Origin of the sequence: Kitasatospora sp. NPDC059577 (assembly GCF_042735475.1) — a bacterium.
Lineage (GTDB): Bacteria > Actinomycetota > Actinomycetes > Streptomycetales > Streptomycetaceae > Kitasatospora.
Genome location: NZ_JBHWBZ010000010.1, coordinates 54,755 through 79,615, shown reverse-complemented (window position 1 = coordinate 79,615; position 24,861 = coordinate 54,755). Strand labels below are relative to the sequence as shown.

The following is a 24,861-nucleotide window of genomic DNA, read 5'->3' as shown; positions in this document are numbered from 1 at the left end:
GCGGGGCCGCTGCCCCGCCCCCCCCACACCCACACCTCTAGCCGTGTGGGGGGCGGTGTGGGGGGGGGCCCCCCGCGCGCGCGCCCCCCCCCCCCCCGCCACGTCCGTCAGGCACTCCAGCCGATCGGCTTCCGCTCGACACCATCGAAGGACCCGCATGGTGTCCCAGGTCCGACGAGCACCGCGGGGGTCCGACGAACGCCGCGAGAAGTGCACCCAACCCGCCCTGCCCCAAGACCGGAACCGGCCCGGGACGGGGCGCCGCCGACTGGCGCCTCGGAGGACAACTCGGGGCTTGATGAGAACGCCGTGCCGGGCGGGGCCGGGTCAGCCGGATCGGGTGATCGCCATCGGGTTCGACGCCGGACGTACGGGGCCTGGCAGGTTCTTCATCTCCGAGTCGAGCACCAGGCCGTGCTCGGCCATCTTTCGGTTGATCGCGTCGAACGTCTCGGTGTTCACCACGACAGCCTGCAGGGTGCGGGTGGAGCCCATGTCCGCATCGGAGAGCTGGAACTCCAGGGGATTGATCATGAGGATGTCTCCCTTGAAGTAGTAGTTGGAGTGCGGGGCCGTGCCAGCCGTGTGCACCCCGTCGAGTCGCGACTCCCACAGCAGGTGGTCGCCCTCCCTCAGAACGCACCTGACCTCCGCCTTGATCACGGCGGACCACAGCTCCGTCACCGCGCTCTGCGGCAGCCGGACCCCCTGTTCGCTGTCCCCGCAGTGCGTCGGCCCCGTCGTGCTCGCGATCGTGACAGGCGGAGCCGCCGTCGGGGGGCCGCTCGGGGTCGGTGCTGCTGTCGATCCCGAGCCGCGATCCGACCCATCGTGGAGGCTGTACCTTTGGTAGGCCCCGAATCCTGCGGCAGCGATCACCACCAGTCCGACGCCGGCCTGCACCCACGTCTTCCTGAGCTGCGGTGCGATGGAACGGCGCCAGAAGTCGTCGGCGGAGTCGGAGCCGGAGTCGGTGGCGTCGGAGTCGGAGCCGGAGTCGGAGCCGTTGTTGCGGTTCTGCTCGGCCTCACGGTTCTTGTCGTCGCTCTGCTCGGGCATGGCAGCAGTCCCCTTCCGCTCCGGCGATCTCCGCGAGATTCGCGAGGTGCCCAGTCTGCGGGCGGCGCAGGATCGACAAAAGCAGCAACATCACCAGAAGGTGAATGTGACTCAAATCGATCCAAAATGTCCCTGCCAACTCAACCAGCATGAAATCAGGCCGAGTTGACGATCCACAGACATGGAAGGGATCGCCCTCCGAGCCCAGGCCGTACCGCTGCGCAGGGGGCTTGCAGGAGCGCAGCAGCGAAGAGATCGGGGCTCCTCTCGCGCCCTGCTCTCATCCGATCCACGCGTCTAGCGTTGGGCATCCAAGCTTCCGGCCGTCCGGTAGTCCGGAAGTCCGGAAGTCCGGAAGTCCGGAAGTCCGAAACATGTCCGATCCACATCAGGGGGGACGATGATCAGGCGTGGAGCGAAGACGACGAGGCGACCGGGCTTCCGAGGCCGCCGGCTCCTGGGGCTGGCTGCCGCCGTCTGCACCGCGCTGGCGCTGAACACCGTGCCGGCGCAGGCCGCTCAGCACCAGAACGCCAACGAGTACGCGTTCTGGAACTTCAACGGTGCACGGGGATTCTGGAACATCGACCAGCAGGTTCAGATCACGCAGAAGGCCAACCACTCCTACTGGGCCCTGCTCTGGGACTTCACGGCCACGCCCGGCCACGGCGGCTACACGGGCCTGCAGACGGACGGGCAGCGTTTCGACCACACGACCGGCGAGATGGCGATCTTCTCGCTGTGGAACGCCAACGGCCAGAGCGGGAACTGCGGTTCGTTCGCCGGCGAGGGAACCGGGCTCAGCTGCCGCATCGCCTACCCGATCGACCCGCAGGTCGCCTACCGGTACCGGGTGTGGCGACTGAACGCGGACGCGGGTGGCCAGTGGTGGGGGGCGTGGGTCGAGAACCTGAAGACCGGGGTCGACACGCCCATCGGCAGCTTGCGGGTCCCGATCGCTCAGAACCAGCTCGGTGTCCCCTCCAACTTCAGCGAGTACTTCGGCACCGCCGTCCCCTGCAACAGCGTGCCCCAGTCGGTCGCCTACTTCACCCAGCCTGCCGCGAACTCACAAGGAGGAGGCAGCTACCAGTACGGATCGACGTTCGCCTCCTCGACCCGGGCCGGCTGCACCGGTGGCAACGTGGCCGTGGTCGACCTGGGCTGGACGAAGGCCGCCAAGGTGACTCTCGGAGGACCGTGACGGCAGGGCCCGGGGGCGGACTGCCCGCCCCCGGGAGCACTGGACCCGGTCACCCGCCCCCGGCAAGCCGGCCGACCACCATGCCCTGCACAGGTACGCGCGCACGGACGTCGAGTCGACCGAGACGTCCCAGTCGATCTCGCCGACCGCACCCGCGCCTGCCCCGAACCTCCCCGCCGCTCCCGGGTTTCCGGCGCCGCCTCCCCCAGCAGCCGTCCCGCGCCCGCCGACCGGGACCTGGGCTTCCTGGTTCTCGGCTCCCCGCTGGTGTGCAGGGGCGATGCGGCCCCGGATGCGCCTGGCGGCAGCTGCCGAAGGACTTCCCGCCCTGGCCGACTGCGTACTGGATTTCACCTGATGGCACGACGACGGCACCGTCGAGCGCATCCACGATGCCCTGCGCGGCAAGGTCCGGACGGCCGACGGCAGGAATGCCGAACCGACCGCAGGGCTGATCGACTCCCAGTCCGTCCGCACCGCCGACACCGTCCTGGCCGCAACCAGGGGCTTCGACGCGGGCAAAAGGTCAAGGGCCGCAAGCGGTTCATCGTCACCGACACCCTCGGCCTGCTCCTGGCCGTGGATGTCGTCGCGGCCAACGTCCAGGACCGGGACGGTGCCCGCCGCCCGCTGCTGCGGACCCGGCTCGACCACCCGAGTGTTCAGAAGATCCGGGCGGACCAGGGCTTCGCCGGCCGCTTGGTCGACTGGACCGCCCAGATCCTCGGAGAGACGATGGTCCGCTGGGCGATGATCGGCGTAATGGCGCGCCGGCTGGCCCGGGGCCGAGCAGCCGCCCGGAGCGGCCCGCGGCTCCTCGCCGGCTCGGCTCAGGTGTCGTAGCAACCGTTCCAGGGCGCGTTGAAGCCCAGGCCGTCGGGATAGAACTCGGCCCACACACCGTCGTCCTCCTCCTCATCCTCCTCGTCCACGTCTTCCTCCACGACCAGACCGAACAGGGCTCCCCCGAACCGGACCTCGAAGGGCCCGATCGTGATGTCCTGGTACTGCCGCTCCGGAAGAGCGTCCAGCCACTCGGCGAGCAGCAGCCGGGCCGCGTCGATCGCCTTCTCTTCGCCGTCCGCCGTGGTGCCGGTGAACTGGATGCGCGAGTCCAGGTGTTGGCCGGCCGCGTCGAACCGATGGAGCACTGCGCACCAACGCTTCCGGGACTGCCAGTCGTCGCCGCTCCAGCCCTCGGGGAAGGCCGCAGTGACCGAGGCGAAGAACTGGCCGCCCTGCCACCGCCCGATCGTGCTCGTGCGGTAATCAGGCTCGTGCCTGATGGGGATGACCTCGGGAACGCTCATGGGCGGAACCATAGGCGCTACCTGGGACAACAGGAGGCAACGATTGCCATCGTCCGTCCGCCCTGAATGGGATCTCAACCGCGGTCTCACTGGGTGTTCCACCCATGAAGGCGCGAGTTGATCCTGATTTCTGGACCTCTTGGCCGACACTTCCGTCGGCACTCCAGGGGCTGATGCGTCGGAAGTGCTGCCTGTATACGAGTGCTGATAATCACCGGCACGACAGTGTGATGCGGAACGCGGGCAAGCGGCGAACGAAGCTTGCCCTCCGTGATCTTCCGGAGAAGCATCCGCTGATCCGGCGTGAAGAGACTGAGGTCACTCCCGCGCTGGGTGGTCTTACAAAAGCTGGGTGGGCAAGCAGACCGTTCTCGACCCAGTCCTTGACCATGCGGGCGCTTGCCCGCTCCGGCCCGAGGACGAGAGCGTCAGCGACAAGGTCTTCCGTGGTGCCGGCGACCACGTCGTCGTCAGGTGCCGTCACGCCCTGGAACGTACACCGAGATCGGCTCGCCTGGGCGCGACAAAGGGCAAGCCGGATCGGGATGGTGAAGAGGTGCCAAGGGCTATTCCGCTCGCCGACCTGATCCTGGCGCGATCTCGGCGTGGGGATGGCCAACCCCACTCTCAGAAGGGCCGACATGTCCAACCGCAAACGTCAGAGCGCCGCCCGACGAGTGCGCCCGCATGACCGTCAGGCCGGGCGCCACAACGAACTACTCCGCGCCGCCTTTGTGGCCTTCTCCGCCACCGCGCCCGCCGCACTGGTGGACCCAACCGTACGGATTCTCCAACTTCGCTGACCCCGAGCCAAATAGTCGCCAAGGGGCTGTATCTCCTGTGTCCGTCCGCACGCGGCACCTCGGTGAAGCAGGCGAACCGAACTGGAACAGGTAAGTCCATTTTCTGATTGGTCCCTCTGTCTGGTCGAGCGAGGGGGCGTGGATGACCGATCTGGAGGTGGGCCTGGTTTCTGTACGGCGGATCACGTGACGCCTCACGTTGAGCCGTTGTTCGGGTCGTGGGCGGGGCGAGCTGACCGGGATCAGGTGGATAAAAGCGGTGGTCGTCCGCCCGGCCTCCCTGCCACGATCTGGGTGTGACCACGTTGTTCCTGATGGTCGGCCTGCCGGGGGCCGGAAAGACCACGAGGGCTCGGCAGCTCGCCGAGGAGCACGGCGCGCTGCGCCTGACGCCCGACGACTGGATGATTCCCCTGTTCGGTGAGGCGGAGGCGGACGGGAAGCGCGACGTGTTGGAGGGGCGAATGCTCTGGCTCGCCTTGGAGGCGGTCAGGCTGGGCACCAACGTTGTGGTGGACTACGGCTGTTGGTCCCGTGACGAACGGTCCGCGATCCGGTGGCTGGCGGAGGCCGAGGGCGCGTCCTTTCGCATGCTCTACCTGCCGGTGGACGACGCGACCCAGCGCGCCCGGATCGCCCATCGCTGGGCGACCACCCCCGAGGAGACGTTCCCGATGACCGAGGCCGACATCCTGGATGGGCGGGCGCACTTCAAGGAGCCCGACGCGGCGGAGTTGGGAGGCGGCGAGGTCGCCGGCCCGCCCCCCGGCTGGGCGGACTGGCGGGAGTGGGCCGCCTACCGGTGGCCGTCGTTCGCGTGACTGCTTTGGCCCGACATGGTGCGGCAAGAGCCCTTCGTGCGTGTCCCGTGACGCTCCGAACCCAATGTGCCTCAGGGGATGACGCGACCGATGTCGTTGTCTCGCTGATGGATCTCCTCAAGCTCACCCCAGGGTGGCGGACCACCCAAACGCCAGGGGACTTGCTTCGTGTCTGACGCGTGGATCGATCGCCTGGCGGCGTTGACGAACTCCCGTTGTGCGACGTCGAGTTTCGTATGAATTTGACGAAGCATCGCCATGTCCTTCGGCTCCCCGAACGGGAAGGTGCTGAACTCTCCGATGACTGAGCCGAGTTGCTCCGCAGCCACCCCCACCTCGGTATCGGCTACCAGGCTGACCGACACCAGGGCGGCGTTCCACTCCTCCCAGTCGATCCCCTCCGGTTCGCGCCGCTCCCAGTACGCGTGGCGCATGCCGATCTCGACCGCGCCGAAGCTCTGGAGAAGACGCTCGTACGCCGCGATCTTCCGATCGCGTATCCACTGCCTGGATTCATTGCGGCGCCCGGCCAGGGTGCCCACGAGGATGCCCAGGATGGTCGCGGCCACTCCGCTGGCGGTGGATATGAGGGTCCCCCAGGGGAGATTCATGATATTCCTGCCTTTCAGTTGGACGTCCGGCCAAGGCTCAGTCGAGGCTTCTGTCAGGTCGGGTGTAGAAGGATTCGACGCCCCGCCAGGGCGAGGGGCCGCCCAGTGATCGGTCCAGGCGCCGCTGGGACGGGGCGAGGGAGTACCGGGCCGCATTGACGAAGCTCAGGTGAGCCTCGCCCAGCGCGATATGAATCGGCCGCAGTTCCTCAAGGTCGGTCGGCTGCCGACCGTGGAACAGGATGGTGAAGTCCTCCAGGATCTCGCAGACCCGCTCGGCCGCTGCGCTGGTCGCCGCCGCTTGGCGAAGGCGAGCTGCTTCTACAGGCAGCTGCTCACCTTGCGTGGCTCAAACAGAGGCGCCCCCGGAAGAGTTGGCCCGGGGACGCCGCCGATCTCGCCTGCCCAACGCGTGAAGACCGACGCCCTACGCCTCATCACCCCGGTCGACATCGTCCAACGTCTCGCCAAACCGCTCCAGCGCCTCCTCCGGCCCGCAGCCGAAGGCGCGACCGACGTACTCCCACGTCATCATGCTGCTGCGGGCCTTGCGGCCGGCCAGCAGTGCGGTCGAACCGGCGGCACGTTCGAACCGGGCGGCCGCACGGGCGGCGGCGTACGGCCGACTCTCCGTCAGGTCGCAGATCCGGTCCACCAGCGCCGCGACCAGCTCCTCGACCTCGCGCGGCACCACACCCTCGGCCAGGTCGACGTGCCACTCCCAGTCCGCGAACGGCCCGGTGGCCTCACCCACCGCCTCGGTCGCCTCGTCGTCTCCGAAGTCCAACAGGTGCACCCGCTCACCCCGCCAGCCGCAGCTGCAACCGCCGCGCACCGCAGTGGCCCGAGGACCATCCGCACCGTTGTAGAGCCACCAGGTGGTGCGCCCGTCCGGCAACGGCGCCGGCTCGCTGCCGTCCGCCAACACCGCTGCCGGGAAACCCTGGTGGCTCCCGCTCTCGTCAACCCATGGCATTCCGTGTCCCTCACGTCCCTGGAGTACAGCACCAGGGTTCTCGGCTCGTGACGCAGTGTCAAGACTTGGCGACAATCGGTGCGACCCGTATCTCAAGCGGGCGCACCAGCTGTCGCACGCCGGGTCAGGCTGGCCGGGCGAAGACCGGTGGTGGACCTGGCTCACCACCACGATCAACCGCTACAGCCCGGACCGGTGCCCCTACGCGGCAGCTCCCGACGAGCCCATGGACGCCGGCGCCACCCTGACGATGTCCCTGCCTTGGCTGCCCCGGATCAGGAGCCTGGGCGTGCCGGCCGCTTTCGTGACCCAGGACGGTTCCGAGGCCGTCGGCCTCATCCCCTGGGCCCGAACCGACGTGCTCTTCATCGGCGGGAGTACTGAATGGAAGCTCGACCCGAGTGCCTGGAGCGTCGCCCGACAGGCAGTCGACCGGGGCATCCCGGTGCACATGGGCCGGGTCAACAGTCGAGCCGCCTGCAACTGGCCAAGGATATGAACTGCTCCTCGGCGGACAGCACCTACCTGACCTCCGGACCGCGAACAAATCTGCCCCGCTTGATCGGATGACTGAACGCGGTGAACGGCACGTCCATCCAGCCGCCGTGTCAGGACACGAGACGGTGGACGCTGCCGGTGCGGGCGAGGTGGACGCCGAGTCGGTGGCGCGTGTTTCGGGAACCGCCGGCCGAGACGGCAACGGATGTGATGTCCGGGCGGCTGGACACGGCGGTGGCGGCCTGCGTCGGGAGTGAACGGGCTGTGCTCGAAGTCGGTGCCCTGCCGCGGATCATCTACCTCCACCAGGCCCTGACCGCGCTCGCGTCCACCATCTCCCCGGCCGCCTGGGCCATCGACTGGGCCGGGCACCTGGCCCGAGTCACGGACCTGCTGCACGCCCGTACCACCGAGGCGGCCCGGCCGGCACTGCTGGCCGAACTCACCGCGCACGAGAAGGACCTGATCGGCCGAATGCTGGAGCGGAGGCTGGACGCGTGACGACGCCCTCACACGACACCGACGCCGCCGAGATCCAGGCGATCACCGAGGCCATGGTCCGCCTCCTGGTCGGTGTCCCGCTACGGTCCGACGGCCAGCTGACAGTGAAGTTCCTCGCCGACGAGGGCGGACTGCGGCGCAACAAGCTCGCGCACAAACACACCGGTCTCAAGGACCTGTTCTACGCGCTGGTCAAAGCCCAGGACTCCCGGCCCGAGATCGCGGATGACCTGCACCGGGAGAACAACGAGCTGAAGGAGAAACTCAAACAGGCCCGGACCGAGCAGAACCGGCTGAAAGAGACCGTCACCCAGTACGCCCGGGTCATCCATGTCCTGGAGGTGGAGAACCATCGACTCCATGAGCAGTCCCATCCTGAGGGTGTCCGTGCTGCCGTTCCACAACAGGGAGTGAGCCGAGGCCAGTTACCACCTCGCCCTACAGGGTTGCGGAAGGCAAGCGGATACCGTCAGAAGAGAAGTTGCGGAGACTGAAGCCCCGGCAGGAGAACAGCGGCCTCCTGTCGGATCTCCTCGAGGGGCATCGTTGACGTCGTATCAGCGTGAGGGCCCAGCCGGAGGGCAATACATCACCCTCCGCATCCGGGCTGCCACTGGACAAAGGGGGCTACCTGATCCCCCGTCAACATCACCTGCCCATCGGAGTGTCGAAAGCTTTCGGCCAACCGGAGAAAGGGAGGCGGACGTGGCCATTGACGGCAGACCCGGCCACCCGGATCCTCTCCCCTACGGCCCGGCCACCGGCCCCGGCCGCACCGACGATCCGGGGGTGGTCACCGATGACGAACCAGTTGGCGGACGAGCGGATTCCGACATCACTCAAGTGGGTGGTAGCGGGGGTCTGGCTGCACGCCGTCCTCAACGGCGCCGCTGGGATCTTCCTACTCGCACTGATTCACGGCCAGCACGGTGAGGGTGTCGCCCAGGTGACGTTCATCGCCTTCCTCTCGATCCTGATCGGCGTCCTGCTCGGCACCTGCGCGGCCCTGGCGCCGAGTGGGGCCCGGTGGACCCGGAGGACCGTGCTGGTGATCGAGTGGCTCATGATCGTCGCCGGCGTGATCCAGCTCCTCTTCTCCGGCTCGATCATCTCGCTGGCCGGCATCGCGATCGCGGGCGTCATCGTCCTGGCGTACAGCTCCGCCGAGGGCAAGGAGTGGTTCACGGTCTGAAGGGCCGATCGTCATCACCGGTTGCTGAGCGCGATCTTGCCGATCACGTGCAACAGCCGGTCGAGGGCGTCCCTGGAGTTGGGCTCGGTCAGGTTGACTATCAACCGGAACGCCAGCTTCAGCAGAGCCGGGTGGCCGAGGCCGGCCGCCCCTGCGGCGCCGATCAGTCCGGGGCGGGCCGAGTACGTCGGCGGCGAGCCGGCCGAGCACAAAGTAGCCGTCGTAGGCCGAGCGGAGCGCCTGCGGGTAGGCGCGCAGGGCGAGTCCGCGGCCGCGATCGGCGCGCCGGGCCAGTGCCAGGACGATCGTCTCGGCGGCGTACCGGCCGAACTCCATCGCGTAGGCGATGCCCTCGCCGTTGGCCGGGCTGACCGGGCCGCCCGAGTCGCCCGAGTCGCCGACCAGCAACAGGCCGTCGGCGTAGTGTGGTTGGCGGTTGAGGCCCATTGAGGGCGGATCCCGGACGGGTTCGGTGACGCCCTCGGGGGTGTAGCCGTACTCGGGCGGCAGGCCGGCACACGAGCGGCGGAGCAGGTCCCGCCAGTCCGTCCGCGGACGACGGCGACGGTGTCGAGCACGCCGAGGCCGACGTTGGCGGTGCCGTCGCCCATCCCGAACACCCAGGCGTAGCCGGGCAGGAGGCGGCGGGCCAGTCGGTCGGGTCGCGCAGGTCTAGCCAGGCCTCCAGGTATGAGTCGAGCAACTGCGCTGACCGGCACGGCAGTCAGGCACCATGCCCAGTCAGTCCGTGTCCTCTCCGGATAGCAGCCCAGGATGACGAGGAGCCGCCGGGGCCAGAGCATCCCGCAGAGCTCGGACCGTGCCGAACGGCATGTGATGGCTGCTCGCCAGGCAGGAGATGACGTCGTAGTGCCCCTTCGGCAACTCGACCTGGCCGATGTCCGCATGGCGGAACTGGGACTGTCGCTCACTTGCGGCAGTCGCGGACGACGCCCGGGCTGCCACGACCGCTTCCTCGGACCGGTCAACCGCATCGACCTCGAATCCCAGGCCTGCGAGCCGCCGAGCGAACCGGCCAGTCCCGCAGCCGCCGTCCGACACGGTGTGGTAGCCGGACGGGACCTGGCGCAGAAGGAGTCGATGGTAGTGGTCGTTGTGATCGGAGGGCATGGCCGGACCATGCCGCACCCCGACTCCTCGCCAACAGCGCAGTCCGCCTCAATCCAGTAGCACCACGGCACAGGAGGCGGTTCCCATCTGCTGGTCCCAGCCCTTGCGAAGCTACCAGCACAACACGCTCGGACTTGACACGGAAGCGGGCTTCCCGTGTCAAAGACGTCTCGGTCGCCGGCCGCCGTGCCGGGCTCAACCCCGAGACCCGATCCGGTCTCTGGCTGCACGTGGCCCGCGCGGTCGAGGCCCTGCGCCCGCACCTCCTGGTGGTCGAGAATGTACGAGGACTGCTCACCTCCCCCGCCGTCGCCTCCCCCGCCGTCGCCGCCTCCGCCGGCGACGTGGAACGCTGCCCGTGGTGTCTGGGAGACGACCCAACTCAGCCTGACCTGAGGGCACTTGGCGCCGTACTCAGCCCCCTGACCCAGCTCCGGTACGACGCGAAGTGGATCGTGCTTCGCGCAGCCGACGTCGGCGCACCCCACCACCGGGCCAGGGTCTTCCTCGCTTATCTGGACAGAGTCGAGTTGTGCGGCGGTGGGTTCCTTCGTTCAGGTGTCACCCTTCCGAGGACGGCCTCATCGGTGCTTTGCCGTGCAGTGCTCGGTGCTCTCATCAGCGAAGACGCAGAACTGGCTGATGCTCTCCCGGTAGCTGTCCGGCGCGCGGTGGTGCTCCTTGCGAGGCGGTCCGTCAATCCACCGGTGCCAGAGGCCGTCTGGGGCCAGGAACCGGTCTGCTCGATTGGCACCGAGCTTGGAGTCGAGGTGCAGGAGTGCGCCGATGGCGGCTGTCTGGTCGTAGTAGAGGTCGGGGCGTCGCAGGTAGCGATCGAGGTAGGCAGCCAACAGGTCTGCGTCGGCAGAGGTGCCGAAGGTGGCGAGGGCGACGGAGTAGGCCGATCCTGCGAAGCAGACCTCGCTGGCAAGCAGCAGTTCGCCGAGGCGTTCGCGGAACTCGGTTCTGCGGGCGACGGCGATGAGCCAGGCTGCGGTCTTGCGCTCGCGCCACCCGCCCTCAAGCAGGATGGTCAGCTCACGTGGGGTGATGTCGGCGGCAGCCTCGCCGAGCGCCCGTGCGAACTTGGTGCGTTCAGGCCAGGTCATGCGACCGAGGCTGCCGCCGAGTTTGAGGTAGCGCCGGTCGGGCGTGACGTAGCGGTGGACAAGAGCTTGCAGCTCGGGGTCCTCGTAGACGTAGCGCATGGCCGTATCCTGCCCTGCGTAAAGCTCCCTGACCAGTGCGTTTCTCGGCTGCACCGTTCACTCGGCGGGCTCGTCGTGCGGTTCGCCGAGGTCGTCGAGGAGGCTGGTGATGCGGTCGGCGATGCGCTGGTGGCGCTCGATCTCCCGCTCCCAGCCGCGGTCCCTTGCGTCGGTGATCAGTTGCCGCTCGGTGCAGAGCCGTTCACGCAGGCGTGGCGCGTACTGGGGTGTGGTGACGAACTTCGCGCAGCTGAGACAGAGGTCGCACTCGCAGGGGCCCTCCTGGGGCAGGCGAAGGCAACGGCCGAGTTCGAGTTCGGTCTTGTAGAAGTTGGTCTTGAGCCAGTCCAGGGCGTCCTGGTCGAGCTGTCCGGAGCGCAGGGTATCGGCGAGCGGGCCGGCGATAGCCGCGCCGGGTGTCAGAACGGCTTGGTAGTCGGCCAGGACCGTGGGGTCGGAGATGTGGGTGTAGGTCATCGACATACCTGGGCTCTTGTGGCCGAGGACCTTCATGATGGTCTGCACGCGGGCGCCTCTCTCCGCGAGTTGGGTGCCCAGGGTGCGCCGGAAGCGATGGGGGTGGATCGCGGGCTTGCCGACGCTGTTCAGGATGCCGAGCGCCTGGCAGATCTCGCGCAGTGGTTGGCGAACAGGTAGTCGGGACCCGCCAGACCGCCGTTACGCAAGAACAGGTAGCGCACGGGGCGTCCGAGGTCCCCGACCCCGGTCCACCGTCACATGCGACGCATCGAGCTGGAGCACCTGCCCGCCGGCGCCACCGCGACCCCCGTCGCCCCAAGTCCCCTGGAGGTCGCACGCGTACAGGCGGCCACCGCCCGCTCCACCGCCGTGACCCGCGCCCCCGCCGCCGCGCTCGCCTACACCACCTCGACCCAGCCACCGGCGCCCCCGCGGGTCGCCCTCGCCGGCCCCGCCCGCTGACGCCCCCGAACCCCTTGGAGGACGCCGTGCCCGACCTCACCGCCGTCGACCACGCGGACGCGATGATCGAGGAAGCCTGGGGACGGCCGATCGCCGAGCTGGAGAAGGCCGCACCCCGTCTCCGTCGGGGACCCGATGCTGCGCTCGGCCATGCACCACCGGTCCCACCTCGTCGTCGTCTCCAACTCCATTGCCGTGCACCAGGAGCGACTGCACGCCCTCACCCGGCCCGGCCACGTCCCCGCCTTCTACGACCTCGACCGGATCACCGCCTCGGCGAGCGCCCTGCGCACCGCCCACGCGGAGAGCAACAGCGCAGCCCTCCAGATGATCCGCTACGTCGTCGACGCCCGCGAACTCACGCTCAAGGCCGAGGGCGGCCCCGACGCCTCGCGCGTACGGGCCGCCACGAGCCGTACCTCGCAGGCGTACCGCCCGCTCGGGTTGCCCGCTGGCCAGCCCGCCCCACCGGGCCCGGCTGCGGCGGCACAGCGCGTGGCGAACAGGCCCTAGCCGGAGGTCAGTTCGTCTCCGGGCCGTGGTGGGCGCCAGGGTCGGTGGCGCCGACCACGCGCGCCAGCTCCTCCACGGTCAGCTCCACCCGCTGCCCGTCCGCCAGCCGCGCCTCGACCGCCTTGTCCTGCTCCCGCTCGGTCCGGCTCGCGGCGCGCACGGCCCACTGGCCTTCGGCGATCACCGTGACGTCGCCCATCGTCCACGCCCGGCCCGCGTTGCGGATCTTGCGCTCCAGCGCCGCCATGTCCCGGCCTCTGCTTGCCGCCATCGCCTTCGTCCCCCTCCGGTCCCGTGCGGCCCGACGCCGCAACCTTGCTACAGCACCCCGGGGCCGCGATCCATTCCCTCCCAGTTCGCCCATGATGTGACTTCAACGGATGGTTTGCGGGTCCATCGTCGGCGACCAGGGGTGTCTACTTGTCGTCTGCGAGCCTTTCCGAGCGTCAACTTGCGAGGCGCGTCCGGCGATGATGACCGTCGGTGACGAAGGGTGAAGTCGGCCCGGCGCGGTTCCGGCCTTTCGACCGGCCCGTTTCCCCGGAGCCGCTTCCCGAACCCACACGAGCACGAGCACCTACCATCCCAGCCATGCCGTCCCCCTGACCGGCAGCGTCAAGATGGTAGGTCCTCGGTGCGACGAGCGACCGATTCTACTCGGTCCGCAGCGCGGTGGCGGTCCGGGAGCGCGCCGCCCAGCCGGCCGGCAGCAGTGCCCCGAGCAGGGCGATCGCGATCCCGCCGGCCAGCAGCGGGAGCAGTAGCCCGGCGGTGTAGACGTGGGTCACGCTCGGCGGCAGGTTCCTGCCGATCGCGCTCCCCATCTGACTGAGCGTCATCTTCTCCACCGCCATCCCGATCGGGACCCCGATCAGCCCGGCGACCAGGCCGGTGAGGCTCACCGAGGTCAGCACCATCGCGATGGTCTGCTTGGGTGTCATCCCGAGGGCCTTGAAGATCCCCAGGTCGTGGATCCGTTCCCGGGTGTCCTGCACCACGGTGTTCAGCACGCCGAGCGCGGCGACCGCGATCATCATCAGTGTGAGGGTGGCCACCAGGGCGCTCATGATGAGCACCGTCTCGTTGTCGTACGTGATGTTCGGGGTGGCTTCGGCGTGCAGCGGGGTCAGCGCGGGGGCGGCAGAGGCGGACCAGTCCGGGCCGCTGACGTTGTCGGCCAGCTTGACGTTGAACCGGGTGATGTACGGCGTCAGGCCGGCGGCGGTGAACGTGGCCGAATCGGTCATCACGACCCCGTTGCTGCTGGCATCGAAGTCGATGCCGACGATCCGCAGCGGCAGTCGCTTGTCGTCCTGCGTCACGGTGACGGTGTCGCCGACGTGCATCCCGGCCGCCGAGGCCAGGGAATCGTTGATCACGGCTTCGCCGGGGTTCTGGTACCAGCGGCCGTTGAGCAGCCCCAGGTTGGTCCAGGACAGGTCGCCGGTGGTGGTGTCCACCACCGTATAGTCCCCCGTCGGCGCGCCGATCACGGTCGCGCCGCTGTTGCCCCAGCCGAACGCGGCCTTCGTGCCCGGGATCGAGGCGAGCGCGGCGGCCACCCCGGTGGAGTCCAAGTGGGGGCTGGCAGGGCCGCCGGGGGAGTGGAAACCGTCGGGCGTACCGGCGGGCACCACGAGCATCGACGCGGCGTTGAAGCCGGTGGTGTCCGTGTCCGTGTACTTGGTGAACGCGGTCTCCAGCCCCATCGCGAAGGTAACGCTCACCACGCCGAACAGCACCGCGGCGCCGACCAGCGCAGCCCGGGCCGGTTTGGCGAACGGTTGGGCCAGTCCCAACGACATCGGCCGGGGCAGCGGCAGCCGGCTCGCCAGGCGCTGCGCGCCTTGGCCACGCTTGGCCTTCGGGGCGCGACCGACGACCAGGGTCTGCACCGCCGGCATTCGGCCGGCCCGAAGTGCCGGGATGAGCGCGGTGACACCCACGATGACCAAGGTGCCGATCGGCACGACGAGGCTGACCCACACAGGCAGGCCGGCGTCGGCGGCACCGAGATCCTTGCTGGCTTCGCCCAGGACCGGCACGGCCAGCAGGTTGCCGACCAGCGTGCCGCCCACCACGCCGATCGTCGCCGGGATCAGGGCTTGTGCGGCGTAGGCGCGGGCCACCTGCCAGGGGGTGAAGCCGAGCGACTTCAGGATCCCGATGCGCCGGATTCCCGAGACCACCGCGCCGCTGACCACGATCGCGATGATCAGCACCGACAGGAACAGGCCGAGGATGCCGAAGACGACCAGGAACGGCACGAAGGACTTTGCGCTGCCGACGGCCTGCTTCTCCACGGCCAGGTAGGACTGTCCGCTCTCGACCGATCCGGCCGGCGCGGCGGCGGTGATCGCCTGCTTGTCCGTGGCGAGGTCGGCTTCGGTCCCGGATTTGGCGAACCGGTAGAGCATCTGCTGGTCGGTCTTGGCGCCGGCGGCGGTCAGCCGCGCGAAGCCGTCGGCGGTGAGGAAGCCGGTCGCGGTGTTGGTCAGCGAGTTCACCTGGCCGACGACCTTGAACGAGGGCTTGCCCGGCAGCGAGTCGAACACCACGGAACCGCCTGCGCAGTGATGATCCCATGAGAACAGGACGATCTCGTTCGCGCTGGTCGGCCACCTGCCCTGGGCCAGGGCCAGCTGGTCCAGACCGGACCTGCCGGCCAGGTCGGGTCGGGTGACGGCGATGACCGGCTCGTTGGCGCGACCGGCGAGCGGCATGCCCGGGGCGATGTTCCAGGTGCAGTCCGTGCCGAAGGTCGTGTTCAGGACGGCGGTGACCGGGTACGGCCCGGACGCCTCGGTGACGCCGGCGGCGTGCGCGGTGGCGGCGGCCTGCGCGGCAGTGGCCTTCGAGCCGTCGAACTGGACCGACAGGTGCGCGCCGTTCCGGGCCTTGAAGGCGTGCTCGAACGGAGCCTGCACGGCGGCCAGCAGACCGAGCGAGAGCACCGAGGAGGTGACGGCCGCGAACGTCGTCAGAGCCATCACGAGGGACTGCACACGACGCCGTCCGACGCCGGAGCGCACGACCTTGCCCAGGGCGCTCATCGGCTCGCCGCCGGCAGCAGACGGGCTGCGGCCCGCAAGGAAACCGCGTACAGGCGCTGGGACGGCAGCGCTGGGAGCCGCGTCATCGGACCGCTCCCACCGAGCTGTTGGAGGTGGCGCCGCTGACCGTGTTGACCACGTCCCGGGCCACGGCGCCGTCCACCAGCTCGATCGTGCGGCTCGCGGTGTTCGCGGCCAGCTGCACGTCGTGGGTGACCAGCAGGATGGTCTGGCCCTCGCTGTTCAGGTCCAGCAGCAGCTCGCGCACGTCCTCGGCCGAGTGCGAGTCCAGAGCGCCGGTCGGCTCATCGGCCAGCAGCAGCGCCGGCTTGTTCATCAGGGCCCTGGCCACCGCCACCCGCTGCCGTTCCCCGCCGGACAGCCGCTGCGGATAGGCCTTGACATGCCGGTCGATGCCCAGCGAGTCGAGCAACTCGACGGCCCGCCGCTTCGCTTCGCCCTTGCCCATCCCGGCCAGCTGCGCCGGAACCATGACGTTGTCCAACACGGTCAGGTCGTCCAGCAGGTTGAAGAACTGGAAGATCATGCCGATGGAAGCCCGGCGGTACTTCGCCGAACCGGCCTCGCCGAGCTGGTCGACGCGGGTGCCGTCGACGGTCACGGTGCCACTGGACGGCTTGTCCAGACCCGCGATCAGGTTCAGCAGCGTGGACTTGCCACTGCCGGAATGGCCGAGGATCGCCACGCACTCACCAGCCGCCACGGACAAGGTCACCCCGGCCAGCGCGGGCGGGCCGTCATCGTATTTCTTTGTCGCGTCTTGGAGATCGATCATCGGCTCATTCGTCATGGCCATGAACCTAGGAACGGACCACGATCCACCGCGTCGGCCGGCGGATGTCACCTCTCCCCCAGGCCATCGGCCCGGCGGCGTACCCCGCGTACACCCCCGGGACGACGCGCGGAGCCGACGCCGATCCATACGATCTCCCTATGGAAGAGCTGCTCCAGCGTTTCTCGACATCGCAACCCGTGACCTGGCTGACGACACGGGCCGTGGTGCTGGCCGCCGCTGGCTTCTACGCGCTGATGCTCTTCTGGACGATGCCGTTCGGTCAGGTCCGGTACTACAAGGGCCCGTTGCGGTTCCCCGACGTCGGGCCCGACCAGATGATCGGTCTCTGTTTCGTGCTCGCCCTTCCGATCCTGCTGGTGCGTCGGCTGCCCGCGGCGGTCTTCGCGGCGGTCCTGGTCGAAGAAGCAGCCCTCGGCGACCTCATTGGCGTGCGGCCCTGGATCGTGCTCCTCCTGCTCCCGGTCCTGGCCGGGCACCTCGCCGCCCGGCGGCCGGTGGCTGCCGCCGTCGGCTCCGTCGCGGCCGTCGCGACCGGGTTCGCCGAGCGCACCCTCGTCCCCCACGGGGAATCCGTCGGCGACGCGGCCCGGGGCGCCGGGCAGTTCGCGTTCGTGTTCGCGGTCGCATGGGTCTTCGGCGTGGTGTACCGCAAACGCCGTGAATACCTCGAAGCCCTGCACGAGCAGACCGAGGCCCGCGCCGTCATGGCCGAGCGGCTACGGATCGCCCGCGAGCTGCACGACAGCGTCGCGCACAGCATCGGGATCATCACGGTGCTGTCGGGAGCGGCGGCGCGGGTCGTGGAGACCAAGCCCGAGCAGACGCGGCAGGCGCTGACCGGCATCGAGACCACCAGCCGGGAGACGCTACTGGAACTGCAGCGCATGCTCGGGGCGCTCCGCCGCGCCGAGCCGGACGACGCCATGCCGCAGGCCGCACCGCTGGCGCCGGCCGGCAGCCTGGCCGACGTCCCGCAGCTCGCCGAACGCACGGCCGGCGCCGGGGTGCGGGTCCACGTGACCTGGCGGGGCGAGCGGCGTCCACTGCCGCCGGAGATCGAACTGTCGGCGTTCCGGATCATCCAGGAGTCGGTGACGAACGTGGTACGGCATTCCAGGGCACGGACGTGCCGGGTCGCGGTCGGTTACGAGCCGGAAGGGGTGACGATCGAGGTGGTGGACGACGGGGACGACGGTCGCGGCGGGCCGGGCCGTCCGAGGAACACGGCGGCGGCCGGCGGGAGCGGCTTCGGCCTGCTCGGCATGCGCGAGCGGGTGACCTTGCTGTCCGGCCAGTTCAGCGCCGGCCGGCGTCCGGAGGGCGGATTCCGGGTGGCTGCGAGGCTCCCGGCATGAGCGTGCGAGTGCTGCTGGTCGACGACCAGCCACTGATGCTGGTCGGACTCGGGATCCTGATCGGCGCCACCGACGACCTGGAGGTCGTCGGCCAGGCCGGCGACGGCCGCGAGGCGGTGCGCCTGGTGCGTGAACTGCGGCCGGACGTCGTGGTGATGGACATCCAGATGCCGGACGTGGACGGGATCGAGGCGACCCGACAGGCGACCGCCGAGCCGGACCCGCCCAAGGTCCTGGTGCTGACGACCTTCGACCACGACGAGTACGTCTACGGCGCACTGCGCGCCGGGGCCAGCGGATTCCTGCTCAAGAGCATGGCCCTGGACGCGATCCTGGAAGCAATCCGCGTGGTAGCGGCCGGCGACGCGCTGATCGCGCCGAGCGTGACCCGACGGCTGATCGCGGACTTCGCCGGAACGTCCGGCCCCGCGGCCCCCGAACCGGACGCCGAGCCCGCCGCAGACTCCAGTCCCATCGCGGGGATCACCGACCGGGAACGCGAGGTGCTGGCACTGGTCGGACAGGGACTGTCGAACACCGAGATAGCCGAGCGGCTGGTGATCAGCGCGGCGACCGCGAAGACCCATGTCGCGCGTCTGTTCGCCAAACTCGAAGCCCGGGACCGCGTCCACCTGGCGATCATCGCCTTCGAAACCGGACTCGTGCCGCGTAGACGGTAGGACAGGATCAGAAGAACGATCGGGACCACGAGTCCGCCGCGTTCCAGCTGCGCCGGCACACCCACCTGGCCGCAGCGGGATTCGAGTCGAGGTTGTTCAAGGAAGCCACGGACCCCACCTGCGGCGGCGCGAGGGACAGGTACTCCCCGAAGCTCTGCTCGCGGATCCGCTGCGCCACGCGTTCGGCCACGACCAGCTCGTCCCGCTCGACCCGCACCAAGGCGAGCTGCTTCACCAACTGCTCCTCCAGGAGATCCAGGTCAGCACGGCGCGCGGCGATCCGCTCCAGCATCACGGCATCCGTCATAAAACCTCAGCGTAGGAACAGCGCCGGACGCAAAACGGGCCGGAACCACGGCCGGTGCCCCTGGCGAGACCGCCACGTGAACCTCCGCACCGGCCGCGACGCCGACACCGGAGCCGACGCCATGTCCCCCCAACGGCCACGAGACCTTCGTCTCGCCGGCCAGCCACATACCGACCCAGCGACGCAGCCAGCCATCGGCCGGCCGAAGACGATCCCGCTCGGGCGCCATCACCCGCGTACGCCACCACCAGATCGTCCACACCGCACACATCGGACCCGATCAAGGCCCCAGCCGAAGAACCCACCCGTCCACAGCACCACGGACGCACACGTCAGCGCCGCCAGAGACCACACATGACCACTACTCAACGTGACTCGACCGGCCCCCGGACCACCGCTCGCAAACCACGGCTCACAGACCGCTCCGGGCACTCCTCCGACCACAGCGCCGAGCCGGCCCTCGCCCTGCTCGGCGGCCTCGGCTGGCCGATGGTCGACACCCCCGAGGGCACCGTGCACTGCACCAGCCCGGACGGGCGCGTCTACGTCGGCTGGCTGCCCGAGGACCCCGGCGCATGGAAGCGCGGCATCGTCTGGCGCATCCACCGCATCGACCTGCACGGCAACCTGACCGAGTGACGGCTGGCACCCGACCCCGTACGGCCGCAGAGACGACCACCTGCCGATGCTCGACCACCCGGTCCGCTGACCTACCGCGCTGATCGCCTGCTGCTGCACCACCGCGATCGGCGCCGCCACCGCGACCAGCGCCGCTGTGACCGGCGCGTACGCAGTGTGCGCTGTAGGGCTGTTCGCCCTCGGCAACGGACAGATCCGGGTTCTACTGTCCGTCACCGATGACCCAGCCACCACAGCGCACCGCTGACGGCCGCCGCACCCGCCGCCGACGACGCGCCCCTCAGCGCACTGACGCCGGCCATCCGCAGGTACCGCCGCCACCGGACTCCAGCCGCCCTACGGCACTCCCTACGCCCACTACGGACGTGCCCCGCGCTAATCAAGTCCGTCGCCATCTCCCTTCCCTCCTGGGCACGTTGGCGCCACCGGCCGGTTGCTCCGGCCTCGTGCCCTCATCGAAGCAAGTGGCGTTCCGCCCGAACCGGGGGAACCTCGGGGGGTCTACGGCAGGCGGACACTACACCGGGCAGCAACCGACCGCCCGGTGTTCGCCACAGCCCGGCCGGAGCACACTCGGCGGCACTACGTTCGGCCCATGGCCAGAACCTCCCCCAGCCCCGCCGACCGACGCTTGATCGACCTCGCGGCGCAGCACGGCGCCGAGGTGTCGGCGCGTCATCTCGAACGCCGGTGTAGCCGTCCGAACCCGCTGCTCCCTGCTCACCACCGGCGCTACCCCGGCCGCCCCTCGGGTGGCAGCTCCACAACGGCGACCGAGCAGCTGGTGGTCTGGCTCGCCCGAAACCGCCGCCAGGGCCGCGAACCGCAGCCACCTCGCTCTGAGGGCCTTCGGCGCGGGCCTGCCCGTGCCCGAGGAAACCGTTCGCCACGCCTTCGCCCGCCCGGCCGAGGACCTGGCCAATCAGCTGCGCCGTGGCTTCGGTCCCATGCCGGTGGACGGTGATCTCCAGGAGTGGGTGTACGACGGCGCGGCCGACCTGGCCGGTCGGCCCGCTGACCCCGATCCACCCGGCTGCCTCCCAGACCTGCGCCCTCTCTGTCGAGATCCACGTCATGGAAGACGGACTTGCATCACGCCGCCGCCGGTAAACGCAACGGCGTTGACGTCCTAGTTGTATTCGAACCAGGTCAGGATGGCCTTCACCCGGCGGTTGTCCTCGCCGGAGGGCATGCCGAGTTTCAGGAAGACGTTCCCCACGTGTTTGGCCACGGCGGCGCCCGAGAGGAACAGCTCTGCCGCGATCTCCGCGTTGGAGCGGCCTTCGGCCATGAGAGCGAGCACCTCCTGTTCGCGGGCCGTGAGCCGGGCGAGCGGGCCCCGCGGCGGGTCGGCGCGGGTGACGTGGCGAACCACCTCGGGGTCGATCACCACTCCGCCGTCGGAGACCGTCTCGACGGCCCGCAGGAAGTCCGCCACTCTGCCCACCTTCTCCTTGAGCAGATAGCCGACTGCCCCGTCGGCGCCCGGGCCGTTCAGGAGTTCGCGCACGTACGGTCCCGTGACGTAGGCGGAGAGGACCAGCACCGGCAGGTCCTGGTGCCGCGACCGAATGTCGATCGCGGCCCGGAGTCCGTCGTCGGTGTTCCCGGGCGGCATGCGAACATCCGTGATCACCAGGTCGGGGGCGGCTCCGGCGGCGGCGAGGTCGTCGACAGCGGCGACCAGTTCGTCGGCGTCCTCGCATTCGCGGATCACGTCGTGGGCACTGGAAACCAGGATCTCCCGGATTCCGGCGCGTATCAGCAGACTGTCGTCCGCCAGGATGATTCTCACAATCGATTTCCCATCGCTTTCCCTGTCGATTTCCGTCACCACGGCGGTTGGGCCGGGGCGGATGCCACGACCTCCGTTCCGCCGCCCGGCGGGCTGACGATTTCGAGGTTCCCACCGACGCTTCGCATCCGCTCACGCAGCCCGGAGAGCCCGGATCCGGTGCTGATCCGCGCGCCGCCGGCGCCGTCGTCGCCCACCCGGACGCGGACGCCGCTCTCAGTGAACCGCATCTCGATCCGGGCGCTCCCGACGCCCGCGTGCTTGGCGATGTTCGTCAGGGCCTCGGAGACCGTGAAGTACACGGCCGTGGCGATCGGCGAGGAGAGCCAGGCGTCCGTACCGGTGCTGGTCAGTTCGACCTGCAACGGTGATCTGGCCACCAGTTCCCGGACGGCGGCGATGAGACCGAGATCGCTCAGTTCGCTGGGGTGGATGTCGCGCACCGTCTCCCTCAGCCGTTCGAGCGCGCGCTCCGCCTGGGCCTGGGCCTGGCGGGCCAGCTGGACGATCCGTTCCTGGTCGGTGGCCGTCGCCGCGGCTTCCAGGATTCCCAGGCGCATGACGAGGGCGACGAGTTCCTGCTGGGCGCCGTCGTGCAGGTCACGCTCGATGCGCCGGCGCTCGTTCTCGAAGGCCGCCGTCAGCGAGGCCCGGCTGGCGCGGAGTTCCTCCAGTTTCGCGAGCAGGTCGGGGTTCCGGCTCCCCGAGAAGGCCCGCAGGAGCAGGTCGCGGAGCAGGGAGATGCCGGCCAGCGCGCCCACGGTGACCGCACCGAGGGCGATTCCCGCGGGCACCGCCACGAGGGTTTCCCACAGGGCGGCCGGGGTGAACGGGCCGACTTCCGCGGCGATGCCGAAACCCCAGAAGACGGGGGAGAAAACCAGCGCCAGAGCTCCGAGGAATCCGAAGAAGCCCACCAACAGCGAGAGCGCGGACAGGAGCGCGGTGGTGACGAACACGGGGAGGTCGGTCCTCCACACCGACCGTGCCCGCAGTCGACCGGCCACCCACTGCGGCCAGCTGCGGTCGGCGGGTCGCAGCGGCATCGTCCGGACTCCGCACCACTGCGCCCTGGAGCGGTCCAGTTCGGCCACCACCGGAACCGAGACCGGCGCAGCGAGAACGGAAATCAGGAGAATCGGAAAGGCGGCCGCTGCGACAAATTCGGTCAGCAGCCTCCGGGCAACACGAATCTGCGCCATGATCAACATTTTCGCACAGTTCGGATCGGTCGGGCGGTAGATCCAAGTCTACCTCCAATAGCAGTGCAGGCACCCGTGCACTCCACTGCCCGGCCCTGCTTTCCTTGATTCATGCCATTTTCCACTACCGCTCCCGTGCCGTGCATTCGTTTGCGCGGCCTTCGGACGGAATTCCCCATTCCCGGCCGCCGGGGCGAGACGACGCGCGTCCTGCACGACATCGACCTGGAGATTCCCGAAGGCCGGCTGACCGCCGTCGTCGGCCCCTCCGGTTCGGGCAAGTCGACGCTCCTGCTCTGCACGGCCGGGCTGGAGCGGGCGACCGCGGGGTCCGTCGAGATCCTCGGGACGGACGTCCGCTCACTCAGCCCCCGCAAGCAGGCCGCGTTCCGCAGCGAGAACATCGGCTTCGTCTTCCAGGAGTACAACCTCGTCAGCTCGCTGACGGTCGAGGACAACATCGCCCTGCCCGCGCGGCTCGCCGGCCGCCGGGTGCCCAGGGCGCGGGTCGAGGACGCCATGGCGCGGCTCGGCATCGCCAAGCACGCGCGGCGACGCCCCGACCGCCTCTCCGGTGGCGAGCGCCAGCGCGTCGCGGTGGCCCGGGTGGTGGCGAACCAGCCGCAGATCGTCTTCGCCGACGAGCCGACGGGTGCGCTCGACCTCAAGTCGGGTCATGTGGTGCTCGACTGGCTGCAGGCGCTTCCCGCGCAGGGGAGCACGGTGCTCATGGTCACCCACGACCCTCATGCGGCCGCGCGGGCCGATCAGGTCGTGGTGATGGGGTCCGGGCGGGTACACGCCGTCATCCCCGGTGGCGACTCCCGCGCGGTGGGCGACGCCGTCCTCGCGGCGCAGTCGGCGGACGAAGCGGGCCGGGAGGAGTCGTGATCCGGCTCGTGCTGTCGGACATCCGCCTGCAGGCGTCGATGTGGTGGTGGACGCTCTTGTGCGCCACGGTCGGCGCGGCGTGCTCGGCGGGCTCGGCCATCGCGATGTTCAGCGCCGTCTCGGCGGCGCGGGCGGCGGGTGACGCACGGATGGTCTCCGCGTCGATCGCCCTCGGCGGCAACATCGTCTTCTTCACCGTGCTCGCCGCTGTGGGCATCGTCGCCTCCGCAGTCGGTTTGACGCTGACGACCCATCGGCGCGAGCACGCCCTGTGGGTGATCCTCGGGATTCCGCGCCACCGGGTCAGGTTCATCCTGCGGACGGAGATGGTGGTGCTGGGCGCGGTGGCCGGCGCGCTGGCCGCACCGCTCGCCCTGCTGGTCGCGGGTGTCGCCCTCGCGCAGTGGAAGGGGACGGGTCTCGAACTGCACGGGGCCTCGGTCGGGTTCCGGTTCTGGTACGTCGGCGTGAGCGTGCTGTTCGGACTGGTTCCGTGCCTGCTCGGGGGCTGGGGCGTCACCCGGCGGGCCGCCAGGACGCCGGAGATGCGCGCCTTCCGGGACTTCTCCGATCCCCCGGCGCGGCCGGGCGTAGCCCGCGGTGGCCTCGCCCTGTGCCTGCTCGCCGGTGTGGTCGGGATGTGGGTCCCCGGCCTGGGCCTCGAACTCAAGGGCGGGCTCGCCCAGCGGACGGCCTTCGCGTTCGCCGGGAACCTCTTCCTCGTCTGCCTGCTGCTGCTGATGGGGCCGTGGGTGCTCACCCCGCTGATGAAGCTCTGGACGGCGCTGGTGCCCTCGCGCGGCGTCGCCTGGCACCTTGCCGTGCAGTCGTGCCGGGCCCGCGCGACGAGGAGCGTCACCACGGTGCTGCCCTTCGCGCTCTCCCTGTCGTTCGTCGGCCTCTTCATGGTGATGGGGAAGGTCATGCCCGGAGGCAGCGCCGGGCTGGACGACATCCTGGTCGTGCTGGGCTGGGTCTTCGTCGTGTCCTGGGTCGGGGGCCTCGCCGTGATCGCCCTCGTCGGGCGGGAGCGCGCCCGTGACTCCGCCGTCGTGACGGTGGCCGGTGCGCGGCCGGGCGTGGTCACCCGGTCGATGGTCTACGAGGGGGCGATCTACGCGGGGACGGCGATCGTCTTCGGCGTGCTGTTCGTCGCCGTGTCGAGTCTCACCATCGCCCTGGGAGCCCGGATCGACGTCGTCCGGGTCCTGGCGGGCCTCCCCTGGGCCACGCTCGGGGCGCTCGCCGCCGGGACGCTGGTCACCACCTGCCTCGCGCTGGTCCTGCAGGCGGCCCGGGTGTCGCGCACGGTCGCGGTCCGGGCGCTGCGCTCGTGAACCGGGGCGCGGGAAT

At 69.6% G+C, this 24,861-nt stretch carries 28 protein-coding genes and 1 pseudogene; 15 read left to right on the top strand and 14 right to left on the bottom strand.

Annotated elements, in window-relative coordinates; translation table 11 throughout:
* Positions 1-327 precede the first annotated feature (327 nt).
* Positions 328-1,059: a hypothetical protein gene (locus ACFV0O_RS11850; RefSeq protein WP_380339722.1), complete on the bottom strand. Its 732-nt coding sequence runs from the start codon at positions 1,057-1,059 to the stop codon at positions 328-330.
* 400 nt (positions 1,060-1,459) lie between these two features.
* Here ACFV0O_RS11850 and ACFV0O_RS11845 point away from each other — a divergent pair, with 400 nt between their 5' ends.
* Together ACFV0O_RS11845 and ACFV0O_RS11840 are read left to right on the top strand one after the other, a co-directional pair.
* Complete coding sequence (locus ACFV0O_RS11845; protein ID WP_380339719.1) at positions 1,460-2,263, top strand: DUF3472 domain-containing protein; 804 nt, start codon at positions 1,460-1,462, stop codon at positions 2,261-2,263.
* A 357-nt stretch (positions 2,264-2,620) separates the two neighbouring features.
* The gene (locus ACFV0O_RS11840; protein WP_380339716.1) at positions 2,621-3,106 is read left to right on the top strand and encodes a transposase; all 486 of its coding nucleotides are present in this window, start codon (positions 2,621-2,623) and stop codon (positions 3,104-3,106) included.
* Here ACFV0O_RS11840 and ACFV0O_RS11835 read toward each other — a convergent pair.
* A complete protein-coding gene (locus ACFV0O_RS11835; protein ID WP_380339714.1) occupies positions 3,094-3,573 on the bottom strand; it encodes a hypothetical protein in 480 nt (159 codons plus the stop codon). The genes ACFV0O_RS11840 and ACFV0O_RS11835 overlap by 13 nt on opposite strands.
* Before the next feature lie 1,099 nt (positions 3,574-4,672).
* On the opposite strand from ACFV0O_RS11835, the gene ACFV0O_RS11830 reads away from it, so the two are divergent.
* Positions 4,673-5,197, top strand: coding sequence for an AAA family ATPase (locus tag ACFV0O_RS11830; RefSeq protein WP_380339711.1), 525 nt, complete (start codon positions 4,673-4,675; stop codon positions 5,195-5,197).
* Positions 5,198-5,268: 71 nt separating this feature from the next.
* Here the strand turns inward: ACFV0O_RS11830 and ACFV0O_RS11825 are convergent, their stop codons facing one another.
* On the bottom strand, positions 5,269-5,766 hold the full coding sequence (locus tag ACFV0O_RS11825) for a hypothetical protein (RefSeq protein WP_380339708.1): 498 nt from the start codon (positions 5,764-5,766) through the stop codon (positions 5,269-5,271).
* A gap of 469 nt (positions 5,767-6,235) precedes the next feature.
* On the bottom strand, positions 6,236-6,784 hold the full coding sequence (locus ACFV0O_RS11820; protein WP_380339705.1) for a hypothetical protein: 549 nt from the start codon (positions 6,782-6,784) through the stop codon (positions 6,236-6,238).
* 55 nt (positions 6,785-6,839) lie between these two features.
* Between ACFV0O_RS11820 and ACFV0O_RS11815 the strand changes: the two genes are divergently transcribed.
* From ACFV0O_RS11815 to ACFV0O_RS11800, 4 genes are all read left to right on the top strand, one after another.
* Entirely contained in the window at positions 6,840-7,283 is a 444-nt protein-coding gene (locus ACFV0O_RS11815) for a hypothetical protein (RefSeq protein ID WP_380339702.1), read from the top strand.
* Positions 7,284-7,546: 263 nt separating this feature from the next.
* Positions 7,547-7,783 carry a hypothetical protein gene (locus tag ACFV0O_RS11810; RefSeq protein WP_380339699.1) on the top strand — a complete coding sequence of 79 codons (237 nt, stop codon included), beginning with the start codon at positions 7,547-7,549 and terminating at the stop codon, positions 7,781-7,783.
* Positions 7,780-8,277: a hypothetical protein gene (locus ACFV0O_RS11805; protein ID WP_380339697.1), complete on the top strand. Its 498-nt coding sequence runs from the start codon at positions 7,780-7,782 to the stop codon at positions 8,275-8,277. The genes ACFV0O_RS11810 and ACFV0O_RS11805 overlap by 4 nt, the downstream gene beginning before the upstream one ends.
* A 305-nt stretch (positions 8,278-8,582) precedes the next feature.
* The gene (locus ACFV0O_RS11800) at positions 8,583-8,975 is read left to right on the top strand and encodes a hypothetical protein (RefSeq protein ID WP_380339694.1); all 393 of its coding nucleotides are present in this window, start codon (positions 8,583-8,585) and stop codon (positions 8,973-8,975) included.
* Positions 8,976-8,989: 14 nt separating this feature from the next.
* Here ACFV0O_RS11800 and ACFV0O_RS11795 read toward each other — a convergent pair whose 3' ends face one another.
* Positions 8,990-9,187, bottom strand: a complete 198-nt coding sequence (locus tag ACFV0O_RS11795; RefSeq protein WP_380339691.1) for a hypothetical protein — start codon at positions 9,185-9,187, stop codon at positions 8,990-8,992.
* Positions 9,188-9,716: 529 nt separating this feature from the next.
* On the bottom strand, positions 9,717-10,106 hold the full coding sequence (locus tag ACFV0O_RS11790) for a class I SAM-dependent methyltransferase (protein WP_380339688.1): 390 nt from the start codon (positions 10,104-10,106) through the stop codon (positions 9,717-9,719).
* Between the two features lie 134 nt (positions 10,107-10,240).
* On the opposite strand from ACFV0O_RS11790, the pseudogene ACFV0O_RS11785 reads away from it, so the two are divergent.
* Positions 10,241-10,348 (top strand): annotated as a pseudogene (locus tag ACFV0O_RS11785) (hypothetical protein); the annotation flags it as partial.
* Between the two features lie 339 nt (positions 10,349-10,687).
* On the opposite strand, the gene ACFV0O_RS11780 reads toward ACFV0O_RS11785, so the two are convergent.
* Together ACFV0O_RS11780 and ACFV0O_RS11775 are read right to left on the bottom strand one after the other, a co-directional pair.
* Entirely contained in the window at positions 10,688-11,314 is a 627-nt protein-coding gene (locus ACFV0O_RS11780) for a DUF6000 family protein (RefSeq protein ID WP_380339686.1), read from the bottom strand.
* Positions 11,315-11,371: 57 nt separating this feature from the next.
* Entirely contained in the window at positions 11,372-11,944 is a 573-nt protein-coding gene (locus ACFV0O_RS11775; RefSeq protein ID WP_380339911.1) for a tyrosine-type recombinase/integrase, read from the bottom strand.
* Positions 11,945-12,052: 108 nt separating this feature from the next.
* Between ACFV0O_RS11775 and ACFV0O_RS11770 the strand changes: the two genes are divergently transcribed.
* Positions 12,053-12,256, top strand: a complete 204-nt coding sequence (locus tag ACFV0O_RS11770) for a hypothetical protein (protein WP_380339683.1) — start codon at positions 12,053-12,055, stop codon at positions 12,254-12,256.
* A gap of 150 nt (positions 12,257-12,406) precedes the next feature.
* The gene (locus ACFV0O_RS11765; RefSeq protein WP_380339680.1) at positions 12,407-12,769 is read left to right on the top strand and encodes a hypothetical protein; all 363 of its coding nucleotides are present in this window, start codon (positions 12,407-12,409) and stop codon (positions 12,767-12,769) included.
* Between the two features lie 7 nt (positions 12,770-12,776).
* On the opposite strand, the gene ACFV0O_RS11760 is transcribed toward ACFV0O_RS11765, so the two are convergent.
* The 3 genes from ACFV0O_RS11760 to ACFV0O_RS11750 form a co-directional block, all read right to left on the bottom strand.
* Positions 12,777-13,040 (bottom strand): hypothetical protein, encoded by a 264-nt coding sequence (locus ACFV0O_RS11760; protein WP_380339677.1) that lies wholly within the window; start codon positions 13,038-13,040, stop codon positions 12,777-12,779.
* A gap of 382 nt (positions 13,041-13,422) precedes the next feature.
* On the bottom strand, positions 13,423-15,759 hold the full coding sequence (locus ACFV0O_RS11755) for an ABC transporter permease (RefSeq protein WP_380339675.1): 2,337 nt from the start codon (positions 15,757-15,759) through the stop codon (positions 13,423-13,425).
* Positions 15,760-15,904: 145 nt separating this feature from the next.
* The gene (locus tag ACFV0O_RS11750; RefSeq protein WP_380339672.1) at positions 15,905-16,633 is read right to left on the bottom strand and encodes an ABC transporter ATP-binding protein; all 729 of its coding nucleotides are present in this window, start codon (positions 16,631-16,633) and stop codon (positions 15,905-15,907) included.
* 143 nt (positions 16,634-16,776) lie between these two features.
* Between ACFV0O_RS11750 and ACFV0O_RS11745 the strand changes: the two genes are divergently transcribed.
* Both ACFV0O_RS11745 and ACFV0O_RS11740 read left to right on the top strand, forming a co-directional pair.
* A complete protein-coding gene (locus ACFV0O_RS11745) occupies positions 16,777-17,994 on the top strand; it encodes a sensor histidine kinase (RefSeq protein WP_380339669.1) in 1,218 nt (405 codons plus the stop codon).
* The gene (locus ACFV0O_RS11740; RefSeq protein ID WP_380339666.1) at positions 17,991-18,674 is read left to right on the top strand and encodes a response regulator; all 684 of its coding nucleotides are present in this window, start codon (positions 17,991-17,993) and stop codon (positions 18,672-18,674) included. The genes ACFV0O_RS11745 and ACFV0O_RS11740 overlap by 4 nt, the downstream gene beginning before the upstream one ends.
* A gap of 7 nt (positions 18,675-18,681) precedes the next feature.
* On the opposite strand, the gene ACFV0O_RS11735 is transcribed toward ACFV0O_RS11740, so the two are convergent.
* Positions 18,682-18,981 (bottom strand): hypothetical protein, encoded by a 300-nt coding sequence (locus ACFV0O_RS11735; protein WP_380339663.1) that lies wholly within the window; start codon positions 18,979-18,981, stop codon positions 18,682-18,684.
* A gap of 354 nt (positions 18,982-19,335) precedes the next feature.
* Here ACFV0O_RS11735 and ACFV0O_RS11730 point away from each other — a divergent pair, with 354 nt between their 5' ends.
* Positions 19,336-19,620, top strand: coding sequence for a hypothetical protein (locus ACFV0O_RS11730; RefSeq protein WP_380339660.1), 285 nt, complete (start codon positions 19,336-19,338; stop codon positions 19,618-19,620).
* 1,129 nt (positions 19,621-20,749) lie between these two features.
* Here the strand turns inward: ACFV0O_RS11730 and ACFV0O_RS11725 are convergent.
* Together ACFV0O_RS11725 and ACFV0O_RS11720 are read right to left on the bottom strand one after the other, a co-directional pair.
* Positions 20,750-21,445 carry a response regulator gene (locus ACFV0O_RS11725; RefSeq protein WP_380339909.1) on the bottom strand — a complete coding sequence of 232 codons (696 nt, stop codon included), beginning with the start codon at positions 21,443-21,445 and terminating at the stop codon, positions 20,750-20,752.
* Between the two features lie 5 nt (positions 21,446-21,450).
* Positions 21,451-22,617, bottom strand: a complete 1,167-nt coding sequence (locus ACFV0O_RS11720) for a histidine kinase (RefSeq protein ID WP_380339657.1) — start codon at positions 22,615-22,617, stop codon at positions 21,451-21,453.
* A 150-nt stretch (positions 22,618-22,767) separates the two neighbouring features.
* Here ACFV0O_RS11720 and ACFV0O_RS11715 point away from each other — a divergent pair, with 150 nt between their 5' ends.
* Complete coding sequence (locus tag ACFV0O_RS11715) at positions 22,768-23,508, top strand: ABC transporter ATP-binding protein (protein ID WP_380339654.1); 741 nt, start codon at positions 22,768-22,770, stop codon at positions 23,506-23,508.
* A complete protein-coding gene (locus ACFV0O_RS11710; RefSeq protein WP_380339651.1) occupies positions 23,505-24,845 on the top strand; it encodes an FtsX-like permease family protein in 1,341 nt (446 codons plus the stop codon). Before ACFV0O_RS11715 ends, ACFV0O_RS11710 begins: the two co-directional genes overlap by 4 nt.
* Positions 24,846-24,861: the final 16 nt, after the last annotated feature.